The sequence below is a fragment of the Candidatus Methylomicrobium oryzae genome, assembly GCF_016745425.1.
GTDB lineage: Bacteria > Pseudomonadota > Gammaproteobacteria > Methylococcales > Methylomonadaceae > Methylomicrobium > Methylomicrobium oryzae.
This window is the reverse complement of sequence record NZ_JAERVK010000015.1, coordinates 68,422-91,261: the sequence shown is the minus strand read 5'-3', so window position 1 is coordinate 91,261 and position 22,840 is coordinate 68,422. Positions and strand designations below refer to the sequence as shown.

17 protein-coding genes are annotated in these 22,840 nt (G+C 51.1%); 13 read left to right on the top strand and 4 right to left on the bottom strand.

The window, feature by feature from the left end; all coding sequences use genetic code 11:
* Positions 1–29 precede the first annotated feature (29 nt).
* Both JJL52_RS16470 and JJL52_RS16465 read left to right on the top strand, forming a co-directional pair.
* Positions 30–533: a carboxymuconolactone decarboxylase family protein gene (locus JJL52_RS16470; RefSeq protein ID WP_236994312.1), complete on the top strand. Its 504-nt coding sequence runs from the start codon at positions 30–32 to the stop codon at positions 531–533.
* 40 nt (positions 534–573) lie between these two features.
* Entirely contained in the window at positions 574–1,686 is a 1,113-nt protein-coding gene (locus JJL52_RS16465) for a CE1 family esterase (RefSeq protein ID WP_202053583.1), read from the top strand.
* Between the two features lie 298 nt (positions 1,687–1,984).
* Here JJL52_RS16465 and JJL52_RS16460 read toward each other — a convergent pair whose 3' ends face one another.
* Positions 1,985–2,965: an extracellular catalytic domain type 1 short-chain-length polyhydroxyalkanoate depolymerase gene (locus tag JJL52_RS16460; RefSeq protein WP_202053582.1), complete on the bottom strand. Its 981-nt coding sequence runs from the start codon at positions 2,963–2,965 to the stop codon at positions 1,985–1,987.
* A 468-nt stretch (positions 2,966–3,433) separates the two neighbouring features.
* On the opposite strand from JJL52_RS16460, the gene JJL52_RS16455 reads away from it, so the two are divergent.
* The 4 genes from JJL52_RS16455 to JJL52_RS16440 all read left to right on the top strand — a co-directional run bounded on the left by JJL52_RS16455 (position 3,434) and on the right by JJL52_RS16440 (position 8,260).
* On the top strand, positions 3,434–3,781 hold the full coding sequence (locus JJL52_RS16455) for a hypothetical protein (RefSeq protein WP_202053581.1): 348 nt from the start codon (positions 3,434–3,436) through the stop codon (positions 3,779–3,781).
* Positions 3,782–3,896: 115 nt separating this feature from the next.
* Positions 3,897–5,339, top strand: coding sequence for a two-component system sensor histidine kinase NtrB (locus JJL52_RS16450; protein WP_202053580.1), 1,443 nt, complete (start codon positions 3,897–3,899; stop codon positions 5,337–5,339).
* A gap of 6 nt (positions 5,340–5,345) precedes the next feature.
* Positions 5,346–6,572, top strand: coding sequence for a response regulator (locus JJL52_RS16445; protein ID WP_202053579.1), 1,227 nt, complete (start codon positions 5,346–5,348; stop codon positions 6,570–6,572).
* Positions 6,521–8,260, top strand: coding sequence for an HD domain-containing phosphohydrolase (locus tag JJL52_RS16440; protein ID WP_202053578.1), 1,740 nt, complete (start codon positions 6,521–6,523; stop codon positions 8,258–8,260). Before JJL52_RS16445 ends, JJL52_RS16440 begins: the two co-directional genes overlap by 52 nt.
* 206 nt (positions 8,261–8,466) lie before the next feature.
* Here the strand turns inward: JJL52_RS16440 and JJL52_RS21840 are convergent, their stop codons facing one another.
* Positions 8,467–8,679, bottom strand: coding sequence for a helix-turn-helix domain-containing protein (locus JJL52_RS21840; RefSeq protein WP_202053577.1), 213 nt, complete (start codon positions 8,677–8,679; stop codon positions 8,467–8,469).
* Positions 8,680–8,872: 193 nt separating this feature from the next.
* Between JJL52_RS21840 and JJL52_RS16430 the strand changes: the two genes are divergently transcribed.
* The 7 genes from JJL52_RS16430 to JJL52_RS16400 all read left to right on the top strand — a co-directional run bounded on the left by JJL52_RS16430 (position 8,873) and on the right by JJL52_RS16400 (position 19,072).
* Positions 8,873–10,582 (top strand): DUF3300 domain-containing protein, encoded by a 1,710-nt coding sequence (locus tag JJL52_RS16430; RefSeq protein ID WP_202053576.1) that lies wholly within the window; start codon positions 8,873–8,875, stop codon positions 10,580–10,582.
* Between the two features lie 158 nt (positions 10,583–10,740).
* Positions 10,741–11,688 carry a DUF2950 domain-containing protein gene (locus JJL52_RS16425; RefSeq protein WP_202053575.1) on the top strand — a complete coding sequence of 316 codons (948 nt, stop codon included), beginning with the start codon at positions 10,741–10,743 and terminating at the stop codon, positions 11,686–11,688.
* Between the two features lie 345 nt (positions 11,689–12,033).
* Entirely contained in the window at positions 12,034–12,465 is a 432-nt protein-coding gene (locus JJL52_RS16420; protein WP_202053574.1) for a putative lipoprotein, read from the top strand.
* A 53-nt stretch (positions 12,466–12,518) separates the two neighbouring features.
* Positions 12,519–14,480: a hypothetical protein gene (locus JJL52_RS16415; protein ID WP_202053573.1), complete on the top strand. Its 1,962-nt coding sequence runs from the start codon at positions 12,519–12,521 to the stop codon at positions 14,478–14,480.
* A 502-nt stretch (positions 14,481–14,982) separates the two neighbouring features.
* The gene (locus tag JJL52_RS16410; protein ID WP_202053572.1) at positions 14,983–15,498 is read left to right on the top strand and encodes a hypothetical protein; all 516 of its coding nucleotides are present in this window, start codon (positions 14,983–14,985) and stop codon (positions 15,496–15,498) included.
* A gap of 181 nt (positions 15,499–15,679) precedes the next feature.
* On the top strand, positions 15,680–17,989 hold the full coding sequence (locus JJL52_RS16405) for a cytochrome c3 family protein (protein ID WP_202053571.1): 2,310 nt from the start codon (positions 15,680–15,682) through the stop codon (positions 17,987–17,989).
* A 102-nt stretch (positions 17,990–18,091) separates the two neighbouring features.
* A complete protein-coding gene (locus tag JJL52_RS16400; protein WP_202053570.1) occupies positions 18,092–19,072 on the top strand; it encodes an META domain-containing protein in 981 nt (326 codons plus the stop codon).
* Positions 19,073–19,410: 338 nt separating this feature from the next.
* Here JJL52_RS16400 and JJL52_RS16395 read toward each other — a convergent pair whose 3' ends face one another.
* Together JJL52_RS16395 and JJL52_RS16390 are read right to left on the bottom strand one after the other, a co-directional pair.
* The gene (locus JJL52_RS16395) at positions 19,411–20,067 is read right to left on the bottom strand and encodes a response regulator transcription factor (RefSeq protein ID WP_202053569.1); all 657 of its coding nucleotides are present in this window, start codon (positions 20,065–20,067) and stop codon (positions 19,411–19,413) included.
* Positions 20,064–21,647: an ATP-binding protein gene (locus tag JJL52_RS16390; RefSeq protein WP_202053568.1), complete on the bottom strand. Its 1,584-nt coding sequence runs from the start codon at positions 21,645–21,647 to the stop codon at positions 20,064–20,066. The genes JJL52_RS16395 and JJL52_RS16390 overlap by 4 nt, the downstream gene beginning before the upstream one ends.
* Between the last annotated feature and the right edge of the window lie 1,193 nt (positions 21,648–22,840).

Here is a 22,840-nt window from a genome sequence, read left to right as displayed (position 1 = left end):
TTATGTCTTACCTGCCTTCAAGTCCGGAAATGGCCACGCTGGCCAATTTATTGTCCCAATATCCCCGAAGCGGCATCCTGTTGTGGAAGCTGTTGGAAAACGTCAAGGCCAGTTTTTCGCCGCAAGACGGCGGGATGGGTGAACTTCTGATGACCTACATCTCGGGGCTCAACCAGTCGGCGTTCTGCTATCAGGCGCATAAGCGTTCAGCCATGCAATTAGAGGTTGAAGCGGTCGTCTTCGACCAACTAAAAGCCGACATCGACAGGGCGAATGTGGAAACGAAATTAAAGCCGATCCTGCATTTTGTAAAAAAACTGACATTAACCCCGCAATTGATCTCTCAGGCGGATGTTAAGGCCATTTTTGAGGCAGGCTGGGACGAACGCCGCTTTCTTGACGCGATTTGCCTGTGCGCGGTCGTCAACTGCATGAATCGGCTGGCCATAGGGATTGGCATCGATAAAGCCATAGCCGACTCTCCCACGCTGTTGCCTGTGGCCAGGCCGGTACAGGTCGGCCTTCTTCATTAATTGTTTCGTTTGACTGTAGTCAAGCGACGAGGTAAAGCCGATGAGCACGCTCCTCCTGTTCTTTTTTAGAGTATTGATTATTTCAGCGCCCGTGGTTTTGTTGGTGGGTTTGTTCAAACCCGAATGGCTGCGGTTGCGCGGCAAACAGCCGGACCCTCTGATGACTTTCGTGTTGGCTGCCGGTCTGTTCATGGCGGGTTTTACCGGGGCGAGCAAAACCTACTTTTCCGTTGACGAAGGGACTGTTGAAGCGGCCAAGGAAGACGTGATCCCGGCGGCCGCAGACTATATGGATCGCCTCGCTGCGGCAGGCTGTCAACTTGGCTCGAAACCGGGCCCGGCCGGTGCCAGCGACGAGGAAGAAACGGATGACGGCATTCGTTTTTCAGTCAGGACACCGACCAATTATAAAGATACCGTCGCCCATCCTTTACTGGTGGTGTATGCGCCGGCCGGCAGGGATCGGGAAGAAACCGAAGCATTTACCCATTTGACTCGGGAAGCTACGGCGGCAGGTTTTATTATCGCGTATGCGGACCACCGCAGGTTATCGCCTGAAGAGGCTGTGCGTCTGGCCCAAATACCCAAAGCGGTTGAAGCAAAATGGTGCATCGACAGCAAGAGGATTTTTCTGACCGGACACTCCGACGGGGGCACAACCACGATGGCTATCGCCTTTTTCAACGGTACCAAGCATATCCCCGCCGCCATCGCCCCCAGCGCGGTGGGCCTTCGCGGGGATGATCTGACCGACCGCAATTGTGTAAAGCCCATACCCGTCATGATGATGCACAGTCGCCGCGACAAGCTGTTCCCGAATTATGGAAAAGAAGCGATTGAATGGTGGGCGAACTGCAATCAATGCGCCACCAAAAAGTACAACCTGGAGGACCGTAAATCCTTGTCCGGCAAGCCCATGCGCTGGGAAAGCTATTACCGGCACGAACTTGAACAAAAAGCCAAAGATCTGAAAATCGGCCAACCTTTACCCAATACCGTTCCCGTCCAAGACGCGGAAGGTTGCGTGGCTTACAGCGGCTGTAAAAACGGCGTGCAAACCTGGTATTGCGAAGGCAGCGGCCCGCATCCCGAATGGCCGGGTAAGAATAAAGCGATGATCGAGTTTTTCAAAGCCGTGAAAACAGACAGGTGAAAGCAATCTTTTCACTTCCATCGCGTTTTCTTCGATGTATGCTTTTTAGAGTGAGCAGACAGATAACAATTTTTTACACCAGTCTTCATTAAGATCAGAAGGGCGTGAGGTTATGAAAGACGTAAAAAAATTATTACTGGTGCTGGGGTTGCTGTTTCTATTGATTCAGTTGATTACCCTGTTCTTAGTTGGAACCAAAGGCATTGAGCTATGATCGTTCCATGGCTTCTAAATAGCTTAGTTACTCATATGCTTGAGCATCCCCGTATCTGGCAACGGCGGCTGTTCCTCGGTTTTCTTACCGGGAGAGAGAAAACCGCGAGAAGAAACGCCAGACTTCGGTATTGGCATCGATTACCTTTGTCGCTGGCCCCAGCAATACTTCCATCTTTGGTTCTGCCCCAGGCCAGCCATGGCCGGCCCCCGATAGTTTCCAAAGCGCCACTTCTGCGCCATTTCGGCAGTTTCCATAAACCCACAGTTGGGCCGTATGTTGGTGCCATTTCTTGAGTTCCTTCTCGGAGGCTATCGAATCACAACCGTTCCGTTGTATCCAGGCCGAGACAGTGGCCTGAACCGATGAATGCATCACCCGCATGCCCGTCAACGGAAAAGGCGGGCCCAGGCTTCCCTCATAGAGGGCGCGCGGATCGTCCACGCTATGGAGTTGCAGGACGGGAACCGATCGCCCCTTCCTATTAAAAGGCATATGCGCTCCGGCAACCGAGGCAATAGCGGCGATGCGCTCCGGTAGTTCATCACCCAAGCGATGAGCCATCATGCCGCCATTGGAATGGCCTACAATATAAATGCGTTTGAAATCGATGGCGGCCCGACGTTCGATATCGTCAATCAGGGCAGAAATGAAACCGACGTCGTCAATGCCTTGATTTTGCGCATAGCCGCAGCAATCACCCGCATTCCAGGTCAGAAGATGATTGGTCCACCGTCCGGTGCCGTTGGGATAAACGGCAATATACCCGTCTCGGTCGGCTGCCTCATCCATGCCGGAACTTCGACGATGTTGCCGGGCGTTGCCACCCCCGCCATGCAGGTTGATCACCAGGGGCAAAGGTCCGGATATAGCTTGGGGAGGCACATGAACCCAATAGGTTCGGGTCCGGCCGCTTTTTGTCAATTCAAACCGGTAATCACCCGGAGTCAGGAAGCTGGCGCCACTCGGGCATCCAATACTCAAGCCCCCAAACAAAATCATCAGGCAGAAATTCCGCGGCAATGGCGTATTCTTCAACCAAGGCAATTTACTATGAGGTTGCATGACTCAGGCCTTTTCAGAGACTTTGGCCCTCCTCAAAATGATCAGAAATAGACCCCTGTTCTAGCCATGCCCCATTATTTTTAATGACTGCAAATCTAATTCGGCATCTATGGCTGAGTAATATCGAAAATGAAGCGGGCTATAGAAATACAAAAAATAAGCTTGGAACGAAGAAACCTCGAGGGGCTGCTACGTGGCTTGGATTTTACTCATCTTTGATGGAATCCAATTCCTTATGGTTACATTGTAAGAAATTGACGGACGCGACACTGCGGAAAATGTCTTTGAGAAAGCAGAACAGTTATGAACGGCATTCACTGGACCCGCTGAAGTTGATTCGGAATTTGTACTAGGAGTCGCCATAGAATTACTCTTTCAATCCTCCAAACCCTCATTATAATCAATTAATTACAAAAACAGCCAAGTAATATTCGATGCTAATTTATTGAAAGAATTGTCAAGTAGTCAATGTTGACCAACAACCTGAGACGTTCCTACTGTAAAGCCCTATTATGTTTTCTAGAAAAGCAGAAACTCCTTGCTATTATTAAGGTTAACAGCATTTTCAGTAACGGGCTCAAAATGTTCAAAGCAGCAAGAATTTATATTCAACGTAATCTTAAAACAGGAAAAACAGAGTGGTTTTTTAAAGCCCGGGAAGGTGATTTTGGTCCTTTTAGCTGTAAGGAAGTCGCCAAACAAGAGCTAGACTTATTTATTAAGCAATGCATTGAAAAGGGTGAGGATGGTGGCCGCAAGTCTCGGGGTAAAGCTTCAAATAGGGGTAATAAGGCTGGTGAAGCTGGGCCACGGTAATCGAAGGAGCGAACAGAAAGCTGGCGGCAAACTCCCGGATATGGCGTTGCTTGCTGTGGTTCAGAGTGTTATTTGCCAAAATCTGCCAGCTATTAATTTTTATACTTAATTTTTTATGATCAATTTTTTGCTGCGTCATCCTTACCGCTTTTCAATTCTTTTTTCCGCATTTTTTGTTCTGTTATTTCCCGTTACAACTGGAGTATTCAAGCTTTGGTACAGCAATCAATCTATCTCATGGAATCACATTCTCGCACTTTATGACGGGCATGATGATTTATCGATGTGGGGGGCTGTAGCGTTGATTCTGGCTTTTTTGGGCGTTTTCACTGGCAAAATCAGCATGTGGCTCAAGCAAAAGATGGAGAGTTTGGAGCAACGTACTGTTCAACTCAACACGATTCTGGATACTGTGGCCAGTGCCATTATCACCATTGACAAAACCGGTACGATAATTAGCTTTAATCGATCAGCGGAACGCATTTTCGGTTACAGCCCCAGTGAAGTCATAGGCTGTAAGATAAATCGCTTAATGCCTGCGGTTATCGCTGAACAACATGACGGATATATCCGTCGTTTTTTTGATACGCAGAAGGCGGTCATTATTGGCAAGCGTCGTGAAGTGGAAGCGCAACGTAAAAATGGCGAAATTTTCCCCGCCTTGCTACAGGTCAGCCTCCTTGAGATGGAAGACGAGTTGTTTTTTACCGGCATGGTCGATGACATCAGTGAAACTAAAGTTTTACAGGCCCAGCTAAGTCAGGCCCAAAAACTAGAAGCAATCGGCCAGTTAGCGTCTGGTGTGGCACATGAAATCAATACCCCGATTCAATATATCGGCGACAATCTCTCGGCTTTATACGATAACTTTAACGAGATCATTGCATTTCAAAGGAATCTTGATGTCTTGGCGGATGAGTCTTTGAAGATTAAACTGGATCAATTGATTGAACGTCATGATCTCCAGTTTATTCTGGAAGATAGTCCTAAAGCAATCGAACAGGCATTGGAAGGAGTTGAACGGGTTGCGGAAATCGTGAAAGCCATGAAAAGTTTTTCTCATGTCGAGGCTAGCCAAACCAAGCAGCTGATTAATTTGCCTGAGGCGCTTAACGATGCGTTAACGCTAAGTCGCAACAGCTATAAATATGTTGCTGATGTCGAAACAGATTTTGATCCCGAGATGGGTTCAATCGAATGTTATGCGGGTGAACTGAATCAGGTATTTCTCAATTTGATCATCAATGCTGCCCATGCGATCGAAGAGAAAAAAGCGGGCAGGGGGCTTATTCGCATCGTCACCCGCAAACTGAATAATAATAACGTGGATATTCTGTTTACCGACAACGGTGCGGGCATCCCGAAGGACATTCAAGAAAAAGTGTTCAATCTTTTTTTTACGACCAAGCCGGTCGGTAAAGGCACGGGCCAGGGGTTAAGCCTTGCTCACAACATTGTGGTGGAAAAACACCATGGCCGGCTGTTTTTTGAATCAGAGGTGGGTATCGGCACTACTTTTCACATTCAATTACCTCTTGCCTCTAAAGAGTCGACATAAAATGTCATGAATAAAAAAAATATCCTCTTTGTCGATGATGATGAAAACGTGATTAGCGGCATTCAGCGCCAGCTCCGCCCTTACCGCGAACAATGGCAATTATTTTTTGCAAATAACGGCCAACAAGCATTGGAATGGATGGCCAAACAGCCCATTGATCTGATCGTCACCGATATGATGATGCCGGAGATGTGCGGAGACAAGCTCTTAAAACAAGTCAGGGAGCGCTATCCAGCGGCGATCCGTATCGTTCTCAGTGGCCATGCCGACGAAGCCACACTGAAAAGCGGTCTGGAAGTTGCCCATCAATATCTTAGTAAACCCTGCAGCGCGGAAATGTTGCGCGAGGTGATTGCCCAGGTATTTAAGATTCAAGCCTGTGTTAGCAATCCGCGCCTTATCTCCGGCATCGGCGATATTAGTCAATTGCCCAGTTTGCCCAAAATCTATCACGAGTTGAATGCTGCCATTGCCAACGAAAACACGAGTAATCGTGACATTGCCGAGATTTTTTCTCGCGACATGGTTTTGTCGGCAAAGTTGCTGCAGCTGGTTAATTCCCCTTATTTTGGTCTGAACCGTAAGATCTCTAGCCTAACCGAGGCTATTAATCTGATTGGACTTAAACAACTCCACAGCTTGATATTGTCCGTCCACGTCAAAAGTGCATTTCCAATCAGTAATCCCCGCTTGGAACATCATATGGAATATCTTTGGCTGGATGCGATGCAGGTCTCTTGTCTGGCCCGATTGATCGCACTAGCCGAACAACAGTCGGATGACCGTCCCGATCAAGCCTATTTAAGTGGACTGTTACATAATCTGGGCTTATTGATTTTCATGTCGCATAGTGGGGATAAGTTTGAGTCTTTGCTGGAGCATGTTAAAAACTTTCAAACTCCCGTCGCTGAGCTGGAAGCAGAGGTCTTCGGCTTCAATCGTTGTGAAGCTGCGGCTTATGTTTTAAGTATATGGAAAATTCCGCCCCGTATTATTGAAGCAATTCTGCTACAAAAAAATCCTAACGAGACAGATTACAATGGTATGAATGCGCTGACCGCTGTTCATGTCGCCGCCAGCTTATCGAAGCCTCCTTTACAGGACGATTATGCTCGCTTATTCGAAATCGATCTAGATACTGAATATCTACAGCGTATCAACAAACTTGAGCGACTCCCCGATTGGCAGTCGCTGGCAGCGAAAGCGTTAAACCAATCATATCAGCCTCATTGAGTGCTGCCGATAGCAATATCCTCTCCGAGAAATTCCTTTATTTAGCCAAGCCTACGAATAAGGCGAACTCTGACATTCTGATGATTAACTCAACCTTCGATATCAGCCGGAAAATCCTGTTTGTTGATGATGAATCACTGCTATTGGAAGGGATAAAACGTCAATTACGGCGTGAATTTGCTCTTAGCTTTGCCGAAAGCGGTGACGCTGCCTTGGAACTTTTGGCATCACTAGGTCCATTCGCGGTAGTCGTGTCAGATTTCAATATGCCGGGCATGGATGGTATCGCGTTTCTCAGTGCGGTTAATCGGCTTTATCCACAGACCGTGCTCATCATGCTCACGGGGCGTGCCGAGCTTGATGTGGCGGTGAAGGCCTTGCATAACGCTCATATTTCTCGCTTTCTCAATAAACCCTGTCCAAAGGAAATATTGATTGAAACTTTAAGAGACGGTTTGGAACAATATCGACTGCGAGTTTCAGAGCAGTTGCTACAAGACCAGTTGCGTGAAGCCAATCAGCAGCTCTGCCAATTTAACCATCACCTTGAAGCATTGGTCGAGCAAAAAACCCGTTCATTACAATTGCAATACCGTTATGCCACACGCATGACCCAAGTAAGCCATTCTTCGGAAATAGCTGAAGCTCTTGCTGGCAATGTTGTTGAATTGACCTCTGTGCAGGATATTACTTTATGGCTCAGCCCCAAGCTGGATGACCAATTTGCCTGCCATTATCCGCCTAATGCCAGTTGGCCGGTATTTCAGGGGAAAAACTGTCCTGAAGGCATCATTGCCTGTCTATTGAGCAGTAAGCAACCTTGGTGGCGCAATAATGATGTTATTCAGGCAATCAGTACTTTTGATCGCTCACTGTTTCGAGGCGAACCGTTGCTGTCCATCCCCTTACTTAGCAAACAAGGCATCCTGGGGCTGTTAAATTTAGCCGGCTCTGAAATTGAATTAACAAACGATGTGCTGGATGCTTTAGCCGGTATGGCTGATGTTACAGCCACCGCGCTGCAAAGCTATTGGCATCGTGAAGCCCATGACGAAGCGCAGGATGCCATTATCACCGCGCTGGCCAAATTGTCCGAATATCGAGACCCAGAAACCGGAGCGCATCTGCTTCGCCTGAAAAAATATTGTGCGTTGATTTGCTGTTACTTGGAGAACACTGATAGATATCGTGATCTCATTACGCCGAAATTTACTCAAGATTTAGTTCGTTCGTCACCTTTACACGATATCGGCAAAGTCGGTATACCCGATGCTATTCTGAAGAAGCCGGGTAAATTAACGCCCGATGAATTTGAGATCATGAAAACACATGCGCTGATTGGCGGCGATACCCTGCGTGTACTTTATGAAAAATACCCTTCGCAAAGTTTTATCCGATGCGGTATGGATATCGCATATTGTCATCATGAAAAATGGAATGGCAGTGGTTACCCTTATGGTCTGCAGGGCGAATCGATACCGCTTGCCGCACGCATTTTGGCTCTGGTTGATGTTTATGATGCTCTTACTTGCCGGCGCGTTTATAAAGAACCTTTTTCGCATGAACAAGCTAAATCTCTAATTATAGAAGGGAGCGGCATCCACTTTGATCCTGACATTGTTGCAGCTTTTTTAGGCAATGAAGCCGATTTTTATCAAATCGCCCAACAATTCTCTGACTCAACCTAGAAGTTGACTTATTAATAATGAAGACTTCTTTTGGAAGCGTTACTCTAACCGCAGCATCACCGAAGGGGATATCTACCGACGAACTTTATAGCAGGAAAGAGGAGCAGGCCGAGTAGGAATACCAAGCCAAATTAAAAAGTCAACGAGTAGAACTCGAGCCAGTGTTTCATAACCCAATTGACCGAAGGCTTACGCTCAGCTCGAACTTAACGCCCCAAGGTACTTAAGGATATGCCCAAGTGATGGGCGGCCTGTTGTTGGTTATAGCCTTTTTCAAGTACCCGTTTGGCGGCAGCTGCTTGAATTCCAGACTGTATTTGGGACGCTTGTATTCTATGTCGTTCGTCATGGTAACCTCTGTTGAGAGTATACAGTCGCCTTGAGAGGTGTTCGGGTTCATTAAACCATTTCACAAACATTATGGCTCATCCTGTAGCGATACCGGGTAGCGATTATCGGGCTCGTAAAGAGCGCCGCTTTTTCAGCTTGTGATTCAAAATTTCTTCGCCCTGTCTCAGAGCAACCTTGGCCTAAAGTCCAATAGATTCAGAGGACGAAGGAATATAGATTATCTCCGAAATTCTTAAAAGACCTTAATCGGAGCAATCTATTATGCAAGTCGAACATAGCGCTAAAGGAGCAGCCAAACCTTTAGCGCTGGCATTGGCGGCTGCGCTGGCCGGCGCCGCGGCGGTTTTTGGGGTGATGAAATGGAAGCACAAGCCGGTAGAACCGTCTCCTTCCGCAACCGCTGCCGGCCAGGCAACGCCTGTAGCCGCCGAGCCGGCGAATGCACCGTTAACGGCACCCGCACTCCCCGCTTCCAAGCCTACCGACCTGGAAACCTTGGTGGCCCCGATCGCTTTATATCCCGATCCCTTGCTTGCTCAATTGCTACCTGCCGCGACCTATCCGCTGGAAGTTGTGCAGGCGGCCCGCTGGCTTGCAATCAATCCCAATGCCACCTTAGCTACCGGTCAGGATTGGGCGCCCAGTATCATCGCGCTGCTTGAATTTCCTCAGGTTATTTCCTTGATGAACGACCGGCTCGAATGGACGACTCAGCTAGGGGACAGATTCCTGGCGGAACCGGAGGCCATGCTTGGATCGATACAGTCCCTGCGCGCCAAGGCGATGGCGGCTGGACTGCTGAAAGACTCGCCGGAACAGAAAATTACCAAAGCCTCGATCACAAAGGTTTCTGCAGGAGATCAAGGCGCTACCGGTACTTGGGTCGAAGCGCCCTCCGCGCAATCGTCGGTTCGAAAAACACAGGCCGAGGTCGTCCGCATTGAGCCCGCGAATCCGCAAGTGATTTATGTTCCGCAATACAATCCGCAAGTATTGTACAGTCCGCCGCCTGCCCAGGTTTATAACACCACGACGACCACCACCACGACCGGCCAGACCTCGCCCTGGCTGACTTTCGGCGCTGGGGTGGCCACCGGCGCATTGCTCGGTTGGGCGATTTCCGAATGGAGCGATGACGATTGGAATGACCATTATCACGGTTATTATCATTATCCAGCAATCTCTCATTACCCCAATTACCATTATGGTTACGGCAGTCGGGTAGGCAACGAGATCGATATCGACCGTAATGTCAACATTAATGCCGACGAGATAAACGTCAATCGTGATAATCCGATCAACGATCGCCCCAGACCGACGGCGTGGATTCACGACCCTAAACATCGGCGCGGTTACCGTTATACATCCCAGGCGCAGCAACGCCTAGCTGCCGTTCAACCCCAACCGCAACCGGCGCTCGCGGGGCAGCGGAAGACGATAGACCAGCCCGCCAATCTTGATTATGCCGGTTTTGACCGGGATCAAATGGATCGGGCACGGCAGGCTCAAATTGAAAAGACGCTCGGTCAAGCGAATCCTTCCTTACGGAAGCGGCAGGAGAAGGCATCGCCGCAGAGGATCGCGCAGTCTCTCAGTAACCCAAACCAGAAGCCGGGGATTTCAAGCCAACCCGCGGCGCCAGCCGGTCAGAGGAATGATTTCTCCGGCGCTCGGAGGAATAAGACGGTCTCGGGCGGAAGCGAAAGGCGTGTTGCGCGATCCGATGCACAACCAGGGGAACGCGGGAAGGACCGTACGTCGGAAACATCGCTGAGTTCGCAATCTTTACCGAAACCGATACCCCAGCAACGGAACTTTGCAGTCAGGGATTCGGCATCGAGGAGCGCTTTTGGCGGGATTAATGAAGGCGGCAGGGCGAAAGCATACAGCCAAAGAGGGCAATCGAGCCGGGCACAAGCCTTAGGGAGGACCGAGGCTCGCAAATCCGCCGGCGGATTCGGGCGACGCTAGCAGATTGCTCCATGTTGTCGCACGCGCAAGAAGCAACTGTTTGGGCTGGGACCAAGCTTCTTGCCAGTATTCAATCAAGTGTGTCAATTCTGTTTTTAATCAGCCAGAGTTACCGATCCAGTGATCGAGTTTTCCACCCTATTAACGAGATACCGTAGATGGAACGCTTTTTATTTTTCAGCAAACAGGCTTTAATCCGTATAGCCGTATCGGCCACTCTTCTGATTGTGAACGGAGTGCAAGCGCAGCCGGTGCCCGATCAGCAATTTTTTGCATCGCCGGAACAGGCAGTGAACGCTTTGCTGGAGGCCATCAATGCCGACAACGTCGAGGCTTTGATGGCTCTGTTCGGATCCCGATACCGGGAACAATTGACCAGCGGCGATCCCGTCGAAGACAAAAATAATCGCGAACAATTCGCCGCCGCTGCCGCGGTCAAACAGCGGATCGAAAAACAGGCTGACGGACGCGCGATTCTGGTCGTCGGCAATGAAGCTTGGCCTTTGCCGATTCCCCTTGTTCAGGAAGCAAATACGTGGCGTTTCGATACCGAGGCGGGGATTGACGAAATGTTGAGCCGCCGCATCGGGCGCAACGAACTCAGCGCCATCAATGTCGCGAAAGCCTATGCCGAGGCCCAGTTCAGTTACGCAAGTAAGGACAGAGATCAAGACGGCGTCCTGGAATATGCGCAAAAATTCCTGAGCAGCGCAGGCCGGCAGGACGGCCTATATTGGGAGAGCGCTGCAGGCGGGGAGCCAAGCCCGCTTGGGCCGTTGATTGCAAAGGCACGCTCTGAAGCTTATCCTGCTTCCAAAACCGACGAGCCGCAGCCTTATCATGGGTATTATTACAAATTATTGACCCGGCAGGGAAAAGATGCGGCCGGAGGAAAATATGATTATGTGATCAACGGCAATATGATCGCCGGTTTCGGTCTGCTCGCCTTTCCGGCCAAATACGGTTCGTCCGGAATCATGACTTTCATGATCAATCATCAGGGAAAAGTCCTCGAAAAGGACTTAGGCCCAAAGACTAGCCAAGAGGTCAAAGCGATTAAGGCGTTTAACCCCGAGGGATGGAAGCTCGCTGAAAGTCGGCAGTAAAAGTCAGGTAAAGCATCGGATTTAAAGGATAGACCGGGCAAGGTATTTAGGCTGTCGGCAGATGAGTAAATAACAATATAAAGTCATATAAGTCATCTTCCGTGCAGCAGACGAAAAAAAATAGCCGACGAGATATCGGCAAAGCTTGCCCGGTATTTTTCCCGGCAAGGCTGGTTTAAACCGGCTATGATGCAATGAGTCCGGGCTTGTTCAAAACATAAAATTAAGCCTGTCGGATTTTTCGTCGTCGAAATGCCGAATACCCGACTACTCGTCGGGACAGACTCAGGAAAAAACTTATTAATAAATATTCTGTATGCCTCTGGTTTTAAGCGGGAGATAGTCATGCCTTCCTATTTGGTAAATTCTAATCAATGTTGGATTTTGATAGTTTCATTTATGATCGCCGGTTGTTCTTTTTCGGATAGCTCCAAAAGCATTTCCGATTCGACCAGCTCCATCATCAGTAGCCCGTCTTCCATTTCCGATAAAGAAAAGAAGTACGAAAAAAATGTGTCCGATTACACGGCAGCTTATGTAAAGTCCTCCCATGCGGAGGCCGATTACTCCGGTTTTCTTAAAGGCTTGAGCGGCATTGCCGCCGAGGCCGGTATCGCAAACTGGGACCGGGAGCCGATAACTTATATTGCAATCGGCAAGGGTTTGAAAAAAGCCGGCATCGAAGGGATTGCCTACGAAACCTACAAAAAGAATTTTGCAAACGCTGACGAGAATAAAATGGAAAATATTCAAAAAGGTTACGAGTCCGAAAAATAACCCGGCTCGGTATGGCTCTTAATTGCCAGTTTGAAAGGCCGGTCACTCGCATCATGCTACGCTTGTGCTTTGCCATCGGCGTTCGTGCGGCGTTAACGGCCTTCTTTTTTTTAGCGCCCGCGGTATCGGCCAACTCTTTCAATTATCTGTATGTAGAAGCCAGCGAAGGGAATTCGAGCGGGGGGCATACCGCAATTCAATTCGATGACGACATTTATCATTTCCAGCATCTCGATTCCGGGCTCATTCGCTTGTTCCGGCGGGAAAAGGCCGATTTTCATTTTCATTACCGGTACTTGCAGAACCGTCCGATGCATTTGAGCCGCGTCGAGGTGGAGGAAGACACCTTTGAGCTGCTGAAAAATCAATTCAAATGGAAGTTTCTGGCGCAGGAAAGACAGTTCAAATGGCTCGACGATCTGCATAAGGATCGGACATTTATCCGGTATTTGCTGCAGAAGTCGAAAGCCGGTCATACGCTTCTTGATGCCGATGCAACGTCGATTCTGCGGCTAAAAGGCGTCGGGCTTTTTTATCCGGAGCCCGGCCGGCCGCTTCGGCAACCGGCCAGCGAATTAACGAAACGCCAATCGCAAAGCATCCAGAGTTTGCGCAAGAAAGTGGAGCAGCGCTATGGTGCGGACTTTTTGCATCGCCGTCGCGCTCGGGCCGAAGCGCAAATCAATACGCTGGCACCCAGCCAGTGGCCCGTGATCGATCCGGATTTCACTGATGACAGTTTTCCGGCCTCGGTCTATTCCTTCACCGAAAGGTATACGGACTGCCTGACGGCATTATATGCCCTCAAAGCCATCGATGAAGCGCGGCCGTTACAGCCCGATGCGCTTTTATCGACAAAGCGGCAAGCCTTCAGGATTTCCGCGGCGGAAAGGCGAGCACTGAAGACGTTACGCCGTGATCTGGAAACCGGCTTCATCGAAGCGCTCGATTCGAACCGCCCGGACTGGGGCTATGCGGTTTTGGTCAATCTGGCCCGTTATCTCGCGGTTGAAGCCTCGCTGCTGTCGGGTTATTGGTTTTTTGTCGACGATTTTGGCGAAAACCCCGAATGGGTTAAACCGGATCAATACCTCCGGCATAAAGGCCAAATACGGGTTCTGCTCAACGATGCCCAAGTGGCGCTGAATCGCCACCGGCAATTGGCAGCAGCCCGGGAACGGTTGACCGAAACCGAGTGGAGCCAGATCGAGATGATCGCCAATCGTTACTTCGAATTGCTCAAGAGCGAACAACAGCGTGGTTTCCGCATGAGCGGCGAAAACGCTCTGCCTTCCAAAAGTATTGCTTTTCCGGAGGGGCCGACGCCGAATTTGACTCCGGAACGCCTGACAACGGCGCTGTCCGCGTTGGATAACGTCGAACGGAGCCTGTTTCAAAAATTGCAGCAGGAATACCGCTACGATCTGATCACGCGCAACTGTGTCACCGAACTTTTCAGAACCATCCACCAGGCTTTGCTGAAACCTTACGGTAACAGTCATAACCGGTTAGCGTCGGATACGTTGGCGGTGAAGGAATCCGTAAAACGGTTAGGGGGATATGTGGACTCCGCCTACAACTTCATTCCGTTTGTCTCCTATCGATCCGTCCGCGATCAATATCGCGTGACGCAGAGCCGCGATTTGGATTCATACCGGGGTATGGCATTGAAACAGATCATGTCGCGGCAAAACAGGATGTTAACGGCGTTGAAAGAATCGAATATCGTGAGTAGCCGCTTATATCAATACAATCCCGACGATGCGTTATTCGTGTTTTTTACCGATGACAACGTGTTCTTGCGGCCCTTGTTCGGCCTTTTTAATACCACTGCCGGTATCGGCCAAAGCCTTTACGGGTTTTTTTCTTGGCCATGGGATTCGGGAAAAAATTTGCAATCTGGCGCCACGGGCATCTTGATGAGCCTTCCCGAGCTCGTGTTTTTCAATATGCGTAAAGGCAGTTACAAGTATTTGTCCGTCAATCAGTTGGCAAATTCGGACATACCGGGGTGATCGGTTTTAGTGGCCATCCTTCGAGTCTGCAAAACTGCCCCGACTGCCGGGTTAATATTGTAAATCATCAATGCATCGGCTCAACACGGCGTGCCGAAACAGGCAAAGCAGGCTTGAAAAGCCGGAATATAACGCTTCTTTATAAAAATTCAGATTCCTGATGGCGGAGCTCCGCTCCGAGCTGCGAGCGAATTACGTTGGCAGCGCAATGAAGCCTCGCCAATCCGCCGGCACCGATAAAACTTGGGCTAAAGTCCAATAGCCGTACCGGCTGGCTCGCAATAGAATGGTCCGTCGCGGTTTCAGCAGAAAAATGATCCGTAAGCAAACAACGTATGAAGGAAGAATCCATGTTTTCGGTTCGATCACTGCGACTCCGTTTTCTGACGGCTTATAGTGGCGATTGCCTGTGCTCGGTTTCAGTAAGTGAATGCCGGGCTGAAGAGACCGGGTGTGATTGTCTGAATTCAAATACGGCAATAAATCGATAAGGATGGCTTAAATGAAGCTAATTAATAAAATAAAACACGAGTTCCTGCTGGTCCTGCCTCCAACGATCTTTTTTTTCATTTCTTTTCTTCTGCTTGCCACCACGCGGAATTTGATCGAACGGGAATATGGGATTCCACTGACCGGGCTAGGTGTCGCGGTGATGGGAGCGCTGATTGTCGGGAAGGTGGTCCTGGTCGTCGATAAACTGTCATTGATGAATAAATTCGCCGGTAAGCCTTTACTTTGTGGCATTGCCTGGAAAAGCGGCATCTATTTTCTTGCGACATTTGTTGTGCGTTATGCCGAGCATGTGTTTCCTTTACTGCGAGAGGGCGGGGATATCCTCGAAGCCCATCGACATCTGCTGGAGAAAATCGTCTGGCCTCATTTCTGGATCATCCAGATGTGGCTTGCGGTATTGTTCTTCCTCTATTGCTTGCTAAGAGAACTGGTACAGATCATTGGCCGGGACAAACTCATTTACCTTTTTTGGTCGGGGATGCCTGTAACGGCTGAAGCCGAATGATTTCGGCCGACATATTCCCATCTAGCTCAATAAGATAAGCCCGATGAGCCGGCGCAAGAAACACAAACAGGTCCAGACTGCGCAAACTGTGCCTGATTCACCAATGGAAGGCGTCTCTAAATTGCCGATTTGGCAAATACGTCGACCGACGGCAATTATCCTTTCATTGATTTTGATCGCAATGGCGTTTGAGACTTTCATTTATTTGAAACATCCGCCCAAGAAAGCCCCTGCGCCGGCAGCGATGAATTCCGAAACCGCGGCACTTATAGCGCATAACGATTATGTCGGTGCGAATGCGTGCAGCGAGTGCCATAAGGACGAGGCCGAAGCATGGGCGGGTTCGCACCACGCACTCGCGATGCAGCCGGCGAATGCGCAAACCGTGCTCGGCGATTTCGATAATGCGACGTTCATGCATTATGGTTTGGAGTCTAAGTTTTTTAAACGCGACGGCAAGTTCATGGTGCGGACAGAGGGCCCGGACGGCAAACTCGCCGATTATCCGGTCAAATACGCGTTCGGCATTACGCCGTTGCAGCAATATTTGATCGAATTTCCGGGAGGACGCTACCAGGCTCTCGGTATCGCCTGGGATAGCCGCACAAAACCCGAAGGGGGGCAGCGCTGGTTCCATCTTTACCCCAACCAGAAAATCGATCATAAGGACCAACTGCACTGGACAGGGCGTTACCAGAACTGGAACATGCAATGCGCCGAATGCCATTCGACCGCTCTCAAAAAAGGCTACGATGCGGCGTCGGATAATTACCGAACGACATTCAGCGCATTGAACGTATCCTGCGAAGCCTGCCACGGCCCCGCAGCCCGACACGTCGCATGGGCCAAACAAGCCCGGCCGCCGTATCGGCAGGAAGACGGCAAAGGATTTGAGGTACGCCTGCTCAGCCGATGGCGGGAGGCGTGGAAATTTCCGACGAGCGATGCGAAATTCGCTCAACGGGATCGGCCTGCGGACGACAGGCTGATGAATACTTGCTGGGCTTGTCATGCGCGTCGTTCTACATTGGCCGAAGACGGATTGCCCGGTTTGCCGTTGGAAGACACCCATCGTCCGGCGCTGTTGATACAGCCGGCCTATTACGCGGACGGTCAGCAGCGCGATGAAGATTATACTTGGGGCTCATTCCGCCAGAGCAAGATGTATCAAAAAGGCGTGACCTGCCTGGACTGCCACGAACCGCACACGCTCAAGCTCCGCGCTGAAGGCAATGCTTTATGCGCACGCTGCCACAATCCGGCCGTGTTCGATACCGGCAAGCACCATTTCCACAAAGCCGGTTCAAAAGGCGCGCAGTGCATCGACTGCCATGCGCCCGAACAAAATTACATGGTCATCGACGGCCGGCACGATCATAGTTTTCGCCTGCCCAGGCCGGACTTGTCGCTATCTTTGGGCAGTCCGAACGCCTGCACGCTGTGCCACCAAAACCGTAAGCCCGAATGGGCCGCCGATGCGCTGGATAAACGGTACGGCAAATCCTGGCGGCAGCGTCCGCATTTCGGCAGCGTGTTGGAAGCCGGGGTCTCGCAGGGCATTACCGCCTTGCCTGCCTTGCTTGAGCTTGCCCAAGACTCGGCCAGCCCTGCCGTCGTTCGCGCGACGGCTGCGCTGCTCGCAGGACCGATGCTGCCTCCGGATTTAGCAGGTGTTGCGCGGAAGCTGCTGCAAGATGCCGATCCGTCGGTGCGGATCGCGGCGCTAAGCTTGCTCGAGTCGATCGATCCGGACAGCCGTGTCGAAATGGCATCTCCGCTGCTGTCCGATGCGATACGCGGCGTTCGTGTCGAAGCGGCCCGCCTGTTGGCCGATGTGCCGGACAGCCGATTTCCTCCGCATCGGTTAAAGGCGCGCGCAACCGCGCTCAAGGAATACCAGAGTTTTTTGACGATCAATGCCGATTGGCCTTCGGAAAATGTTAATCGGGGCAATTTATTATGGCGTCAGGGCAGGGAGGATGCCGCGATTGCCGCGTACGAGCGCACGCTCAGGCTGGATCCGCTCTTTGCCGCCGCTTACGTGAATCTCGCCGATGTGTATCGGCAGCAAGGCCGCGAGGACGAAGGCGAGAAGCAATTGCGCCGGGGACTGGCGTTATTGCCGAACGCGGCCGACTTGCACCATGCACTGGGGTTGGTGCTGGTACGCCAGGGCCATATGTCCGCCGCGCTCCAGGACCTGATGGCTGCCACGCAGTTCGCTCCCGATAATGCGCGGTACGCTTATGTTTATGCCATAGGCCTCCATTCCGCCGGGAGGCCGCGTGAAGCGCTGGCGATTTTAAAGGCCGCAGCAATTCGCCAGCCCTATGATCTCGAAATTCTGAGCGCGCTCATTTCAATGGAGCGCGAGTCAGGCGACATCAGATCGGCGCTGTTGTCCGCGCGAAAAGCGGCCAAAGTGATCCCGGACGACGCCGGCATAAAACGGCTGGTTCAGGAACTGGAAGGAATCGCAAGAGCCGAGTAGGGGCAATACCGTCTTCATGACTCGCCGGATTGAGTGAGAAAACCGAATTTACATACCAAGCATGGCCAGTATAAAAACGCTGGTAAATGACAGAGGAGCAGAATGAAAACTTCCAAATGGCCGATCATTACGGCCTTGACGGCGCACGTCCTGGTTTCGGCATGCAGCAGTACTTCCGGCGGAGCGGCCGTCGGTAAGCCGAATCCCGTCGACGTCAAACAGTCATTGGCAAGAAATGATCTTGCCAATGCAATCTATCGAATCGATTCATTGGGTGAATTCCGTCTCGACGAGGGTGCGTTTAAACGTCCGTACGGCGAAGGAATGACACAGAAGGATCAGGTCACTCTGGAAAGGTCCGCCTTTGGGGATCTGGACCAGGACGGATTAGGCGATGCGGTCGTTATTCTGGATCAGCAAAGCGGAGGTTCGGGAAATTTCAAGTATCTGATGGCTATGCGCAATACCGGCGGTGCGCCTGAACAGCAGGCTAGCGTTCTATTAGGTGACCGGGCTCGAATTACCGATCTATCGATTGCCCAAGGTTATGTGTACTTGAATATGCTCACGGCAAGGGCTGGCGATCCTGCATGTTGCCTGAGCCGGCAGGTGCGGCAAGTCTACCGTCTGCACGGCGGCAAATGGGAACGCAGCGCCGAAAAAATAGCCGATCCGAAAATCACGCTCGTACCGAGAGAAAGCATTACCGGCATCGTCTGGCAATGGGAGCGCTTTGAGGACACCCGAAAGCCGTACCGCGCCGTGATCGACACCCCCGACAAATACACGCTGATTTTTCTACCGGACGGTTCGTATCGAGTCAAAGCCGATTGTAATCGGATGCAGGGTCAATATACCTTGGAAGACGGGCGCATCAAGATCATGCCGGGACCGGCAACATTGGCCGAATGTGAGCCGGGATCGCGGTATATGGATTACTTGAGGGATTTGACCGATGCGGTCAGTGTGGAAATACGCGATAACAAGCTTGTGTTGAACCTGGTGATGGAAGGGGAAATTCTGGTTTTCAAGAAAGGTGGCGTTGCGCCCGATAATTCACGGAATCGGCCTAAAGTCCATTAGTGCCGGAATAAGCGAGCGATAAATTCTCTTTCCCTAACTTAAACAGCGATCGACGCTTTCGCGGCGCGATGAATAACAGCCGATTTTGAAGATACCATATGAATGGGTTACTTTTTAAAAAATTAAAAGTGGTTGCGAACTGGTATTTACGCAGGTTGCTGAATGCTATGGCGCAGGAATATCGGAAAATTCTCCGACGGTCATTTTTATAATGCAGAGAAGGTGCTGCCGGTGTTTTTCCGAAGCAGGCCATCAAACAAAGCAGCCTTTACGTTGCGAATCAATCTGGCGATTTCGCATCGCCGATAATCAAAAAGATTATCGAGGGATAAAATCGGCTATCGCTGGCGCTCAGCCTTTACGCTCTTTTCGATCGGCATGAACTTGATTCCCGACCGTTCCGTCAAGCGCACAAGATCGGCCAACGACCTGATGTGTAATTTCTCCATAATGTGGGCACGGTGAACCTTAATGGTTTTCTCGACGGTTCCGAGATCGGCCGCGATTTGTTTGTTGAGTTTGCCGGTAACGACATGAGCCAGAACTTCCTTCTCGCGCGGCGTGAGCGTCGCCAGTCCTGCCAGAAAACCCGTCAGTTCGGCGCGCGCCTGGCGGTTCAACCGGTCTTTTTCGATGGCGGCGTGGACGGCAGCGATCAAGTCTTGTTCATGCACCGGCTTAGTCAGAAAATCAACCGCGCCTTCTTTCATCGCCTTGACGCTGGTTGGTATGTCGCCGTGGCCGGTCAGAAACACGACCGGTGCGGCATCGCCCAGCGCCGCGAGTGCTTGCTGCAGTTGCAAGCCGTCGAGGCCGGGCATTGAGACATCGAGCACTACACATCCGGCGGCATGGGGATCGTAATTCTCAAGAAATTCATTAGGCGAAGTGAAGGTGACCGCGTTTAAACCGGCCGAAAGCAACAGGCGAGCCAGCGCTTTCAATACGGACGGATCGTCATCGACAACAAATACGGTAGGTTGATTCGTTTTCATGAATATGTACCGGAAACCACGGGCAGCGTGAAGTGGAAGCTGGTGCCGCGGTCGTTGTTACCCTCTGCCCAGAGCTGTCCGCCGTGGGCAGTGATGATGGTGCGGCATATAGCGAGCCCCATGCCCATGCCTTGCGTTTTGGTGGTAAAAAACGGTTCGAAGATTTTTTCCAAGTCGCCTGCGGCGATGCCCCGTCCCTGATCGGCGACCGAAATTCGTACCACGCCGCCGGCATGGAGGCTGCGAATGCGCAGTCGGCGATTTGTCGGCTTGGCATCGGCCATCGCTTCGCAACCGTTGATCAGCAGATTGAGCATAACCTGCTGAATCTGCACCGTGTCACCGTTGACTGCAGGCAATTGCGGCGCCAGATCGACCTTCAAGGTGATTTTGTGATTGAGCAAATCGCCCCGCACCAGCTTTAGAACTTCCCGCACCGCGGTATTTATATCCAGCCGCTGATGCCGCGATTCGCCTTTCTTGAGCAACAGGCGTAGGCGGTGGATGACTTCGCCGGCGCGTTTGTCTTCATCGACGATATCGTCGAGAATGTCGCGTACCTCCGCAAGACCTGCCGCACCCTGGGCGAGAAAGCGTTGCGCCGCCTGGGCATTGCTGAGGATGGCCGCCAGCGGCTGGCTGAGTTCGTGCGCCAGCGAGCCGGACAACTCGCCGAGCAAGGTGACGCGCGACAGATGCGCCAATTCGCTGCGATGCCGTTCAACCTCCAGTTCTGCCTGTTTGCGCCGCGTAATATCCAAGGTCACCCCGTGCATTCGCAGGGCGGTGCCGGGGGGCATGTCGATGCCGCCGCGGGCGGCGATCCAGCGCAGCTTGCCGTCCGGCAGCATGATGCGGTATTCGCTTTCGTAATCGCCGCCGCCCTCCAGCGCTTTTTGTACCGCCTGGGCAACCGGTTCGCGGTCTTCGGGGTACAAGGTGTTCAAAAAACGCTCGAAGGAGACGCATTCTTGGGCATCGATCCCGAACAGGGCACGCCCTTTGTCCGTACTCCAGATTTCATCGCGGGCGATATCCCATTCCCAGAGACCGAGTTCCGCGGCGCTCGCCGCCAAGGCCATGCGCTGCTCACTAAGGCGCAGCTCGGCTTCGCTGGCCTGCAGGCGGTGGGTCAGTTGTGCCGCATGCAAGACCTCGTTGCTGAGCTCAAGGCTCATTGCGACGATCGTGGGCAAAAAAGAAAAGCCGACGATATACGGTGAATTGATAATTCCCATATTGACCAGAGCCGCATGGATAGGCGCGATCAGTAAAAAGAGCACGATGCCGCTGCTGATGATCAGAGCAAGGCGGCGGTCAGTCTCCGTTCCGTGCCTCCACACGGAAAAAGACGCATCGAGCACATAGATGATCAATGCTAAAACGCCGAGCGGGCCGACCACATACCAGGGATTGAGCACGCCTTCGGGAATGGAGATCGTTTCGCCGCCGAAAATGGTGACATGCTTAAGCGCCGTCACTTCGCTGAAGAACTGATTCGAGCCCGTAGTGAAACCTAGAATTAGTGTCAGAGCCTGTAACGCGCATGCCGTCAAAGCCAGCCATAATCGTCCAGCCACGGAGAAACCATATACGAAGCAAGCGATCGCCACAAAGAAAACGAGTATCGGCAGGTGGGCCCAGCGCAGTATGAGAGACATTTGGTCGGTGCTGGAAGCATGCATTGCCAGCAGTTCCATAAATGTAACAGCCGCAGCGGCTATCGCGACTATCGAAAAGGAGAGATGCACCCTTTGCTGCGGCTGTTTATACCAGACAAATAGATGAATTAGGGCCAACGTAAGGCTCGTTGACACCAGCATCGACCATACGATAGTTGTCCAACTCATCGGTTAACGTATCTGAGGTTTTGAAGTTGGAGTTTTGCTTAACGATAGACCAACGATGCGGGTAGAGGTGGGTGTTATCGTCATGGAGTTCAATAATGGCTAAGTTGCATATCGAAAAATTCTTGTCGCACTTGTTGCGAATGAATGTTATGAAAAAGCCTAATGCCCCAAATACGCGACTTGCAAACATCGATAGTATAACAAGGGAGGTTAAGTTTTTCATAATCTAACGGTAACTGCCGGATTACCTATAAATAATAAGTAGGTTAGCTATAATTCCTCGGCTTTTATCGATGTTCACCCAGACGGTTTAATTTGGGATGTGAGCGATTCCGTCCGATTGATTCTGAATTTTATTTTGAAAACTTATTTCAAAAAGATTGATTCACAGCCGTTTGCGCTGCTCTTCTGTTATTGGCCAGCAACTTGGGATAATGATGCGTATCCGCAATCTGTCACGTGTTGCGATTAGGCAAAATACTTTGGCTCTTGCCGATACTTCCAAATTCTGAATATTCCTGCCGTTTTAACGAGCCTCTGGAAACAACAATTCCAGGTGCCGCTGCTTCCTGATCTTAAGTGGTTTCTACTGGATCACTGCACCATTTGATTAGAGCATTTTCGTTTTGGGTGTACGGTCATCCGCAATGCCGCAAAGTTAGGGGAAACGCGTCATTCCGGCAGGGCGCAGTTGCCGAATCCACAAGCCAGGGATGGCAAGCTTTAATGCATCCCTGCCGTCTGGCTCTCGGCACACATCTGTCTGGAACAGATTTGCATGGACCCGAAAGGGGCCAGGCCGGAAAGCCGGGCATGAATCCCTGCCGAGATGACGGCTGGACTTAACGGCATGATCTCCCTAGAGGCGATATGGAAATGCTCTAGCCGCTTCCGGCGTTGTTCTCCCTTTATGTTGGACCAAG

Coding starts and splice junctions, on each gene's coding strand:
- JJL52_RS16470 (WP_236994312.1), top strand. CDS start 30: ATGGCCACGCTGGCCAATTTATTGTCCCAATATCCCCGAAGCGGCATC.
- JJL52_RS16465 (WP_202053583.1), top strand. CDS start 574: ATGAGCACGCTCCTCCTGTTCTTTTTTAGAGTATTGATTATTTCAGCG.
- JJL52_RS16460 (WP_202053582.1), bottom strand. CDS start 2,965: ATGCAACCTCATAGTAAATTGCCTTGGTTGAAGAATACGCCATTGCCG.
- JJL52_RS16455 (WP_202053581.1), top strand. CDS start 3,434: ATGTTGACCAACAACCTGAGACGTTCCTACTGTAAAGCCCTATTATGT.
- JJL52_RS16450 (WP_202053580.1), top strand. CDS start 3,897: ATGATCAATTTTTTGCTGCGTCATCCTTACCGCTTTTCAATTCTTTTT.
- JJL52_RS16445 (WP_202053579.1), top strand. CDS start 5,346: ATGAATAAAAAAAATATCCTCTTTGTCGATGATGATGAAAACGTGATT.
- JJL52_RS21840 (WP_202053577.1), bottom strand. CDS start 8,679: ATGTTTGTGAAATGGTTTAATGAACCCGAACACCTCTCAAGGCGACTG.
- JJL52_RS16430 (WP_202053576.1), top strand. CDS start 8,873: ATGCAAGTCGAACATAGCGCTAAAGGAGCAGCCAAACCTTTAGCGCTG.
- JJL52_RS16425 (WP_202053575.1), top strand. CDS start 10,741: ATGGAACGCTTTTTATTTTTCAGCAAACAGGCTTTAATCCGTATAGCC.
- JJL52_RS16420 (WP_202053574.1), top strand. CDS start 12,034: ATGCCTTCCTATTTGGTAAATTCTAATCAATGTTGGATTTTGATAGTT.
- JJL52_RS16415 (WP_202053573.1), top strand. CDS start 12,519: ATGCTACGCTTGTGCTTTGCCATCGGCGTTCGTGCGGCGTTAACGGCC.
- JJL52_RS16410 (WP_202053572.1), top strand. CDS start 14,983: ATGAAGCTAATTAATAAAATAAAACACGAGTTCCTGCTGGTCCTGCCT.
- JJL52_RS16405 (WP_202053571.1), top strand. CDS start 15,680: ATGGCGTTTGAGACTTTCATTTATTTGAAACATCCGCCCAAGAAAGCC.
- JJL52_RS16400 (WP_202053570.1), top strand. CDS start 18,092: ATGAAAACTTCCAAATGGCCGATCATTACGGCCTTGACGGCGCACGTC.
- JJL52_RS16395 (WP_202053569.1), bottom strand. CDS start 20,067: ATGAAAACGAATCAACCTACCGTATTTGTTGTCGATGACGATCCGTCC.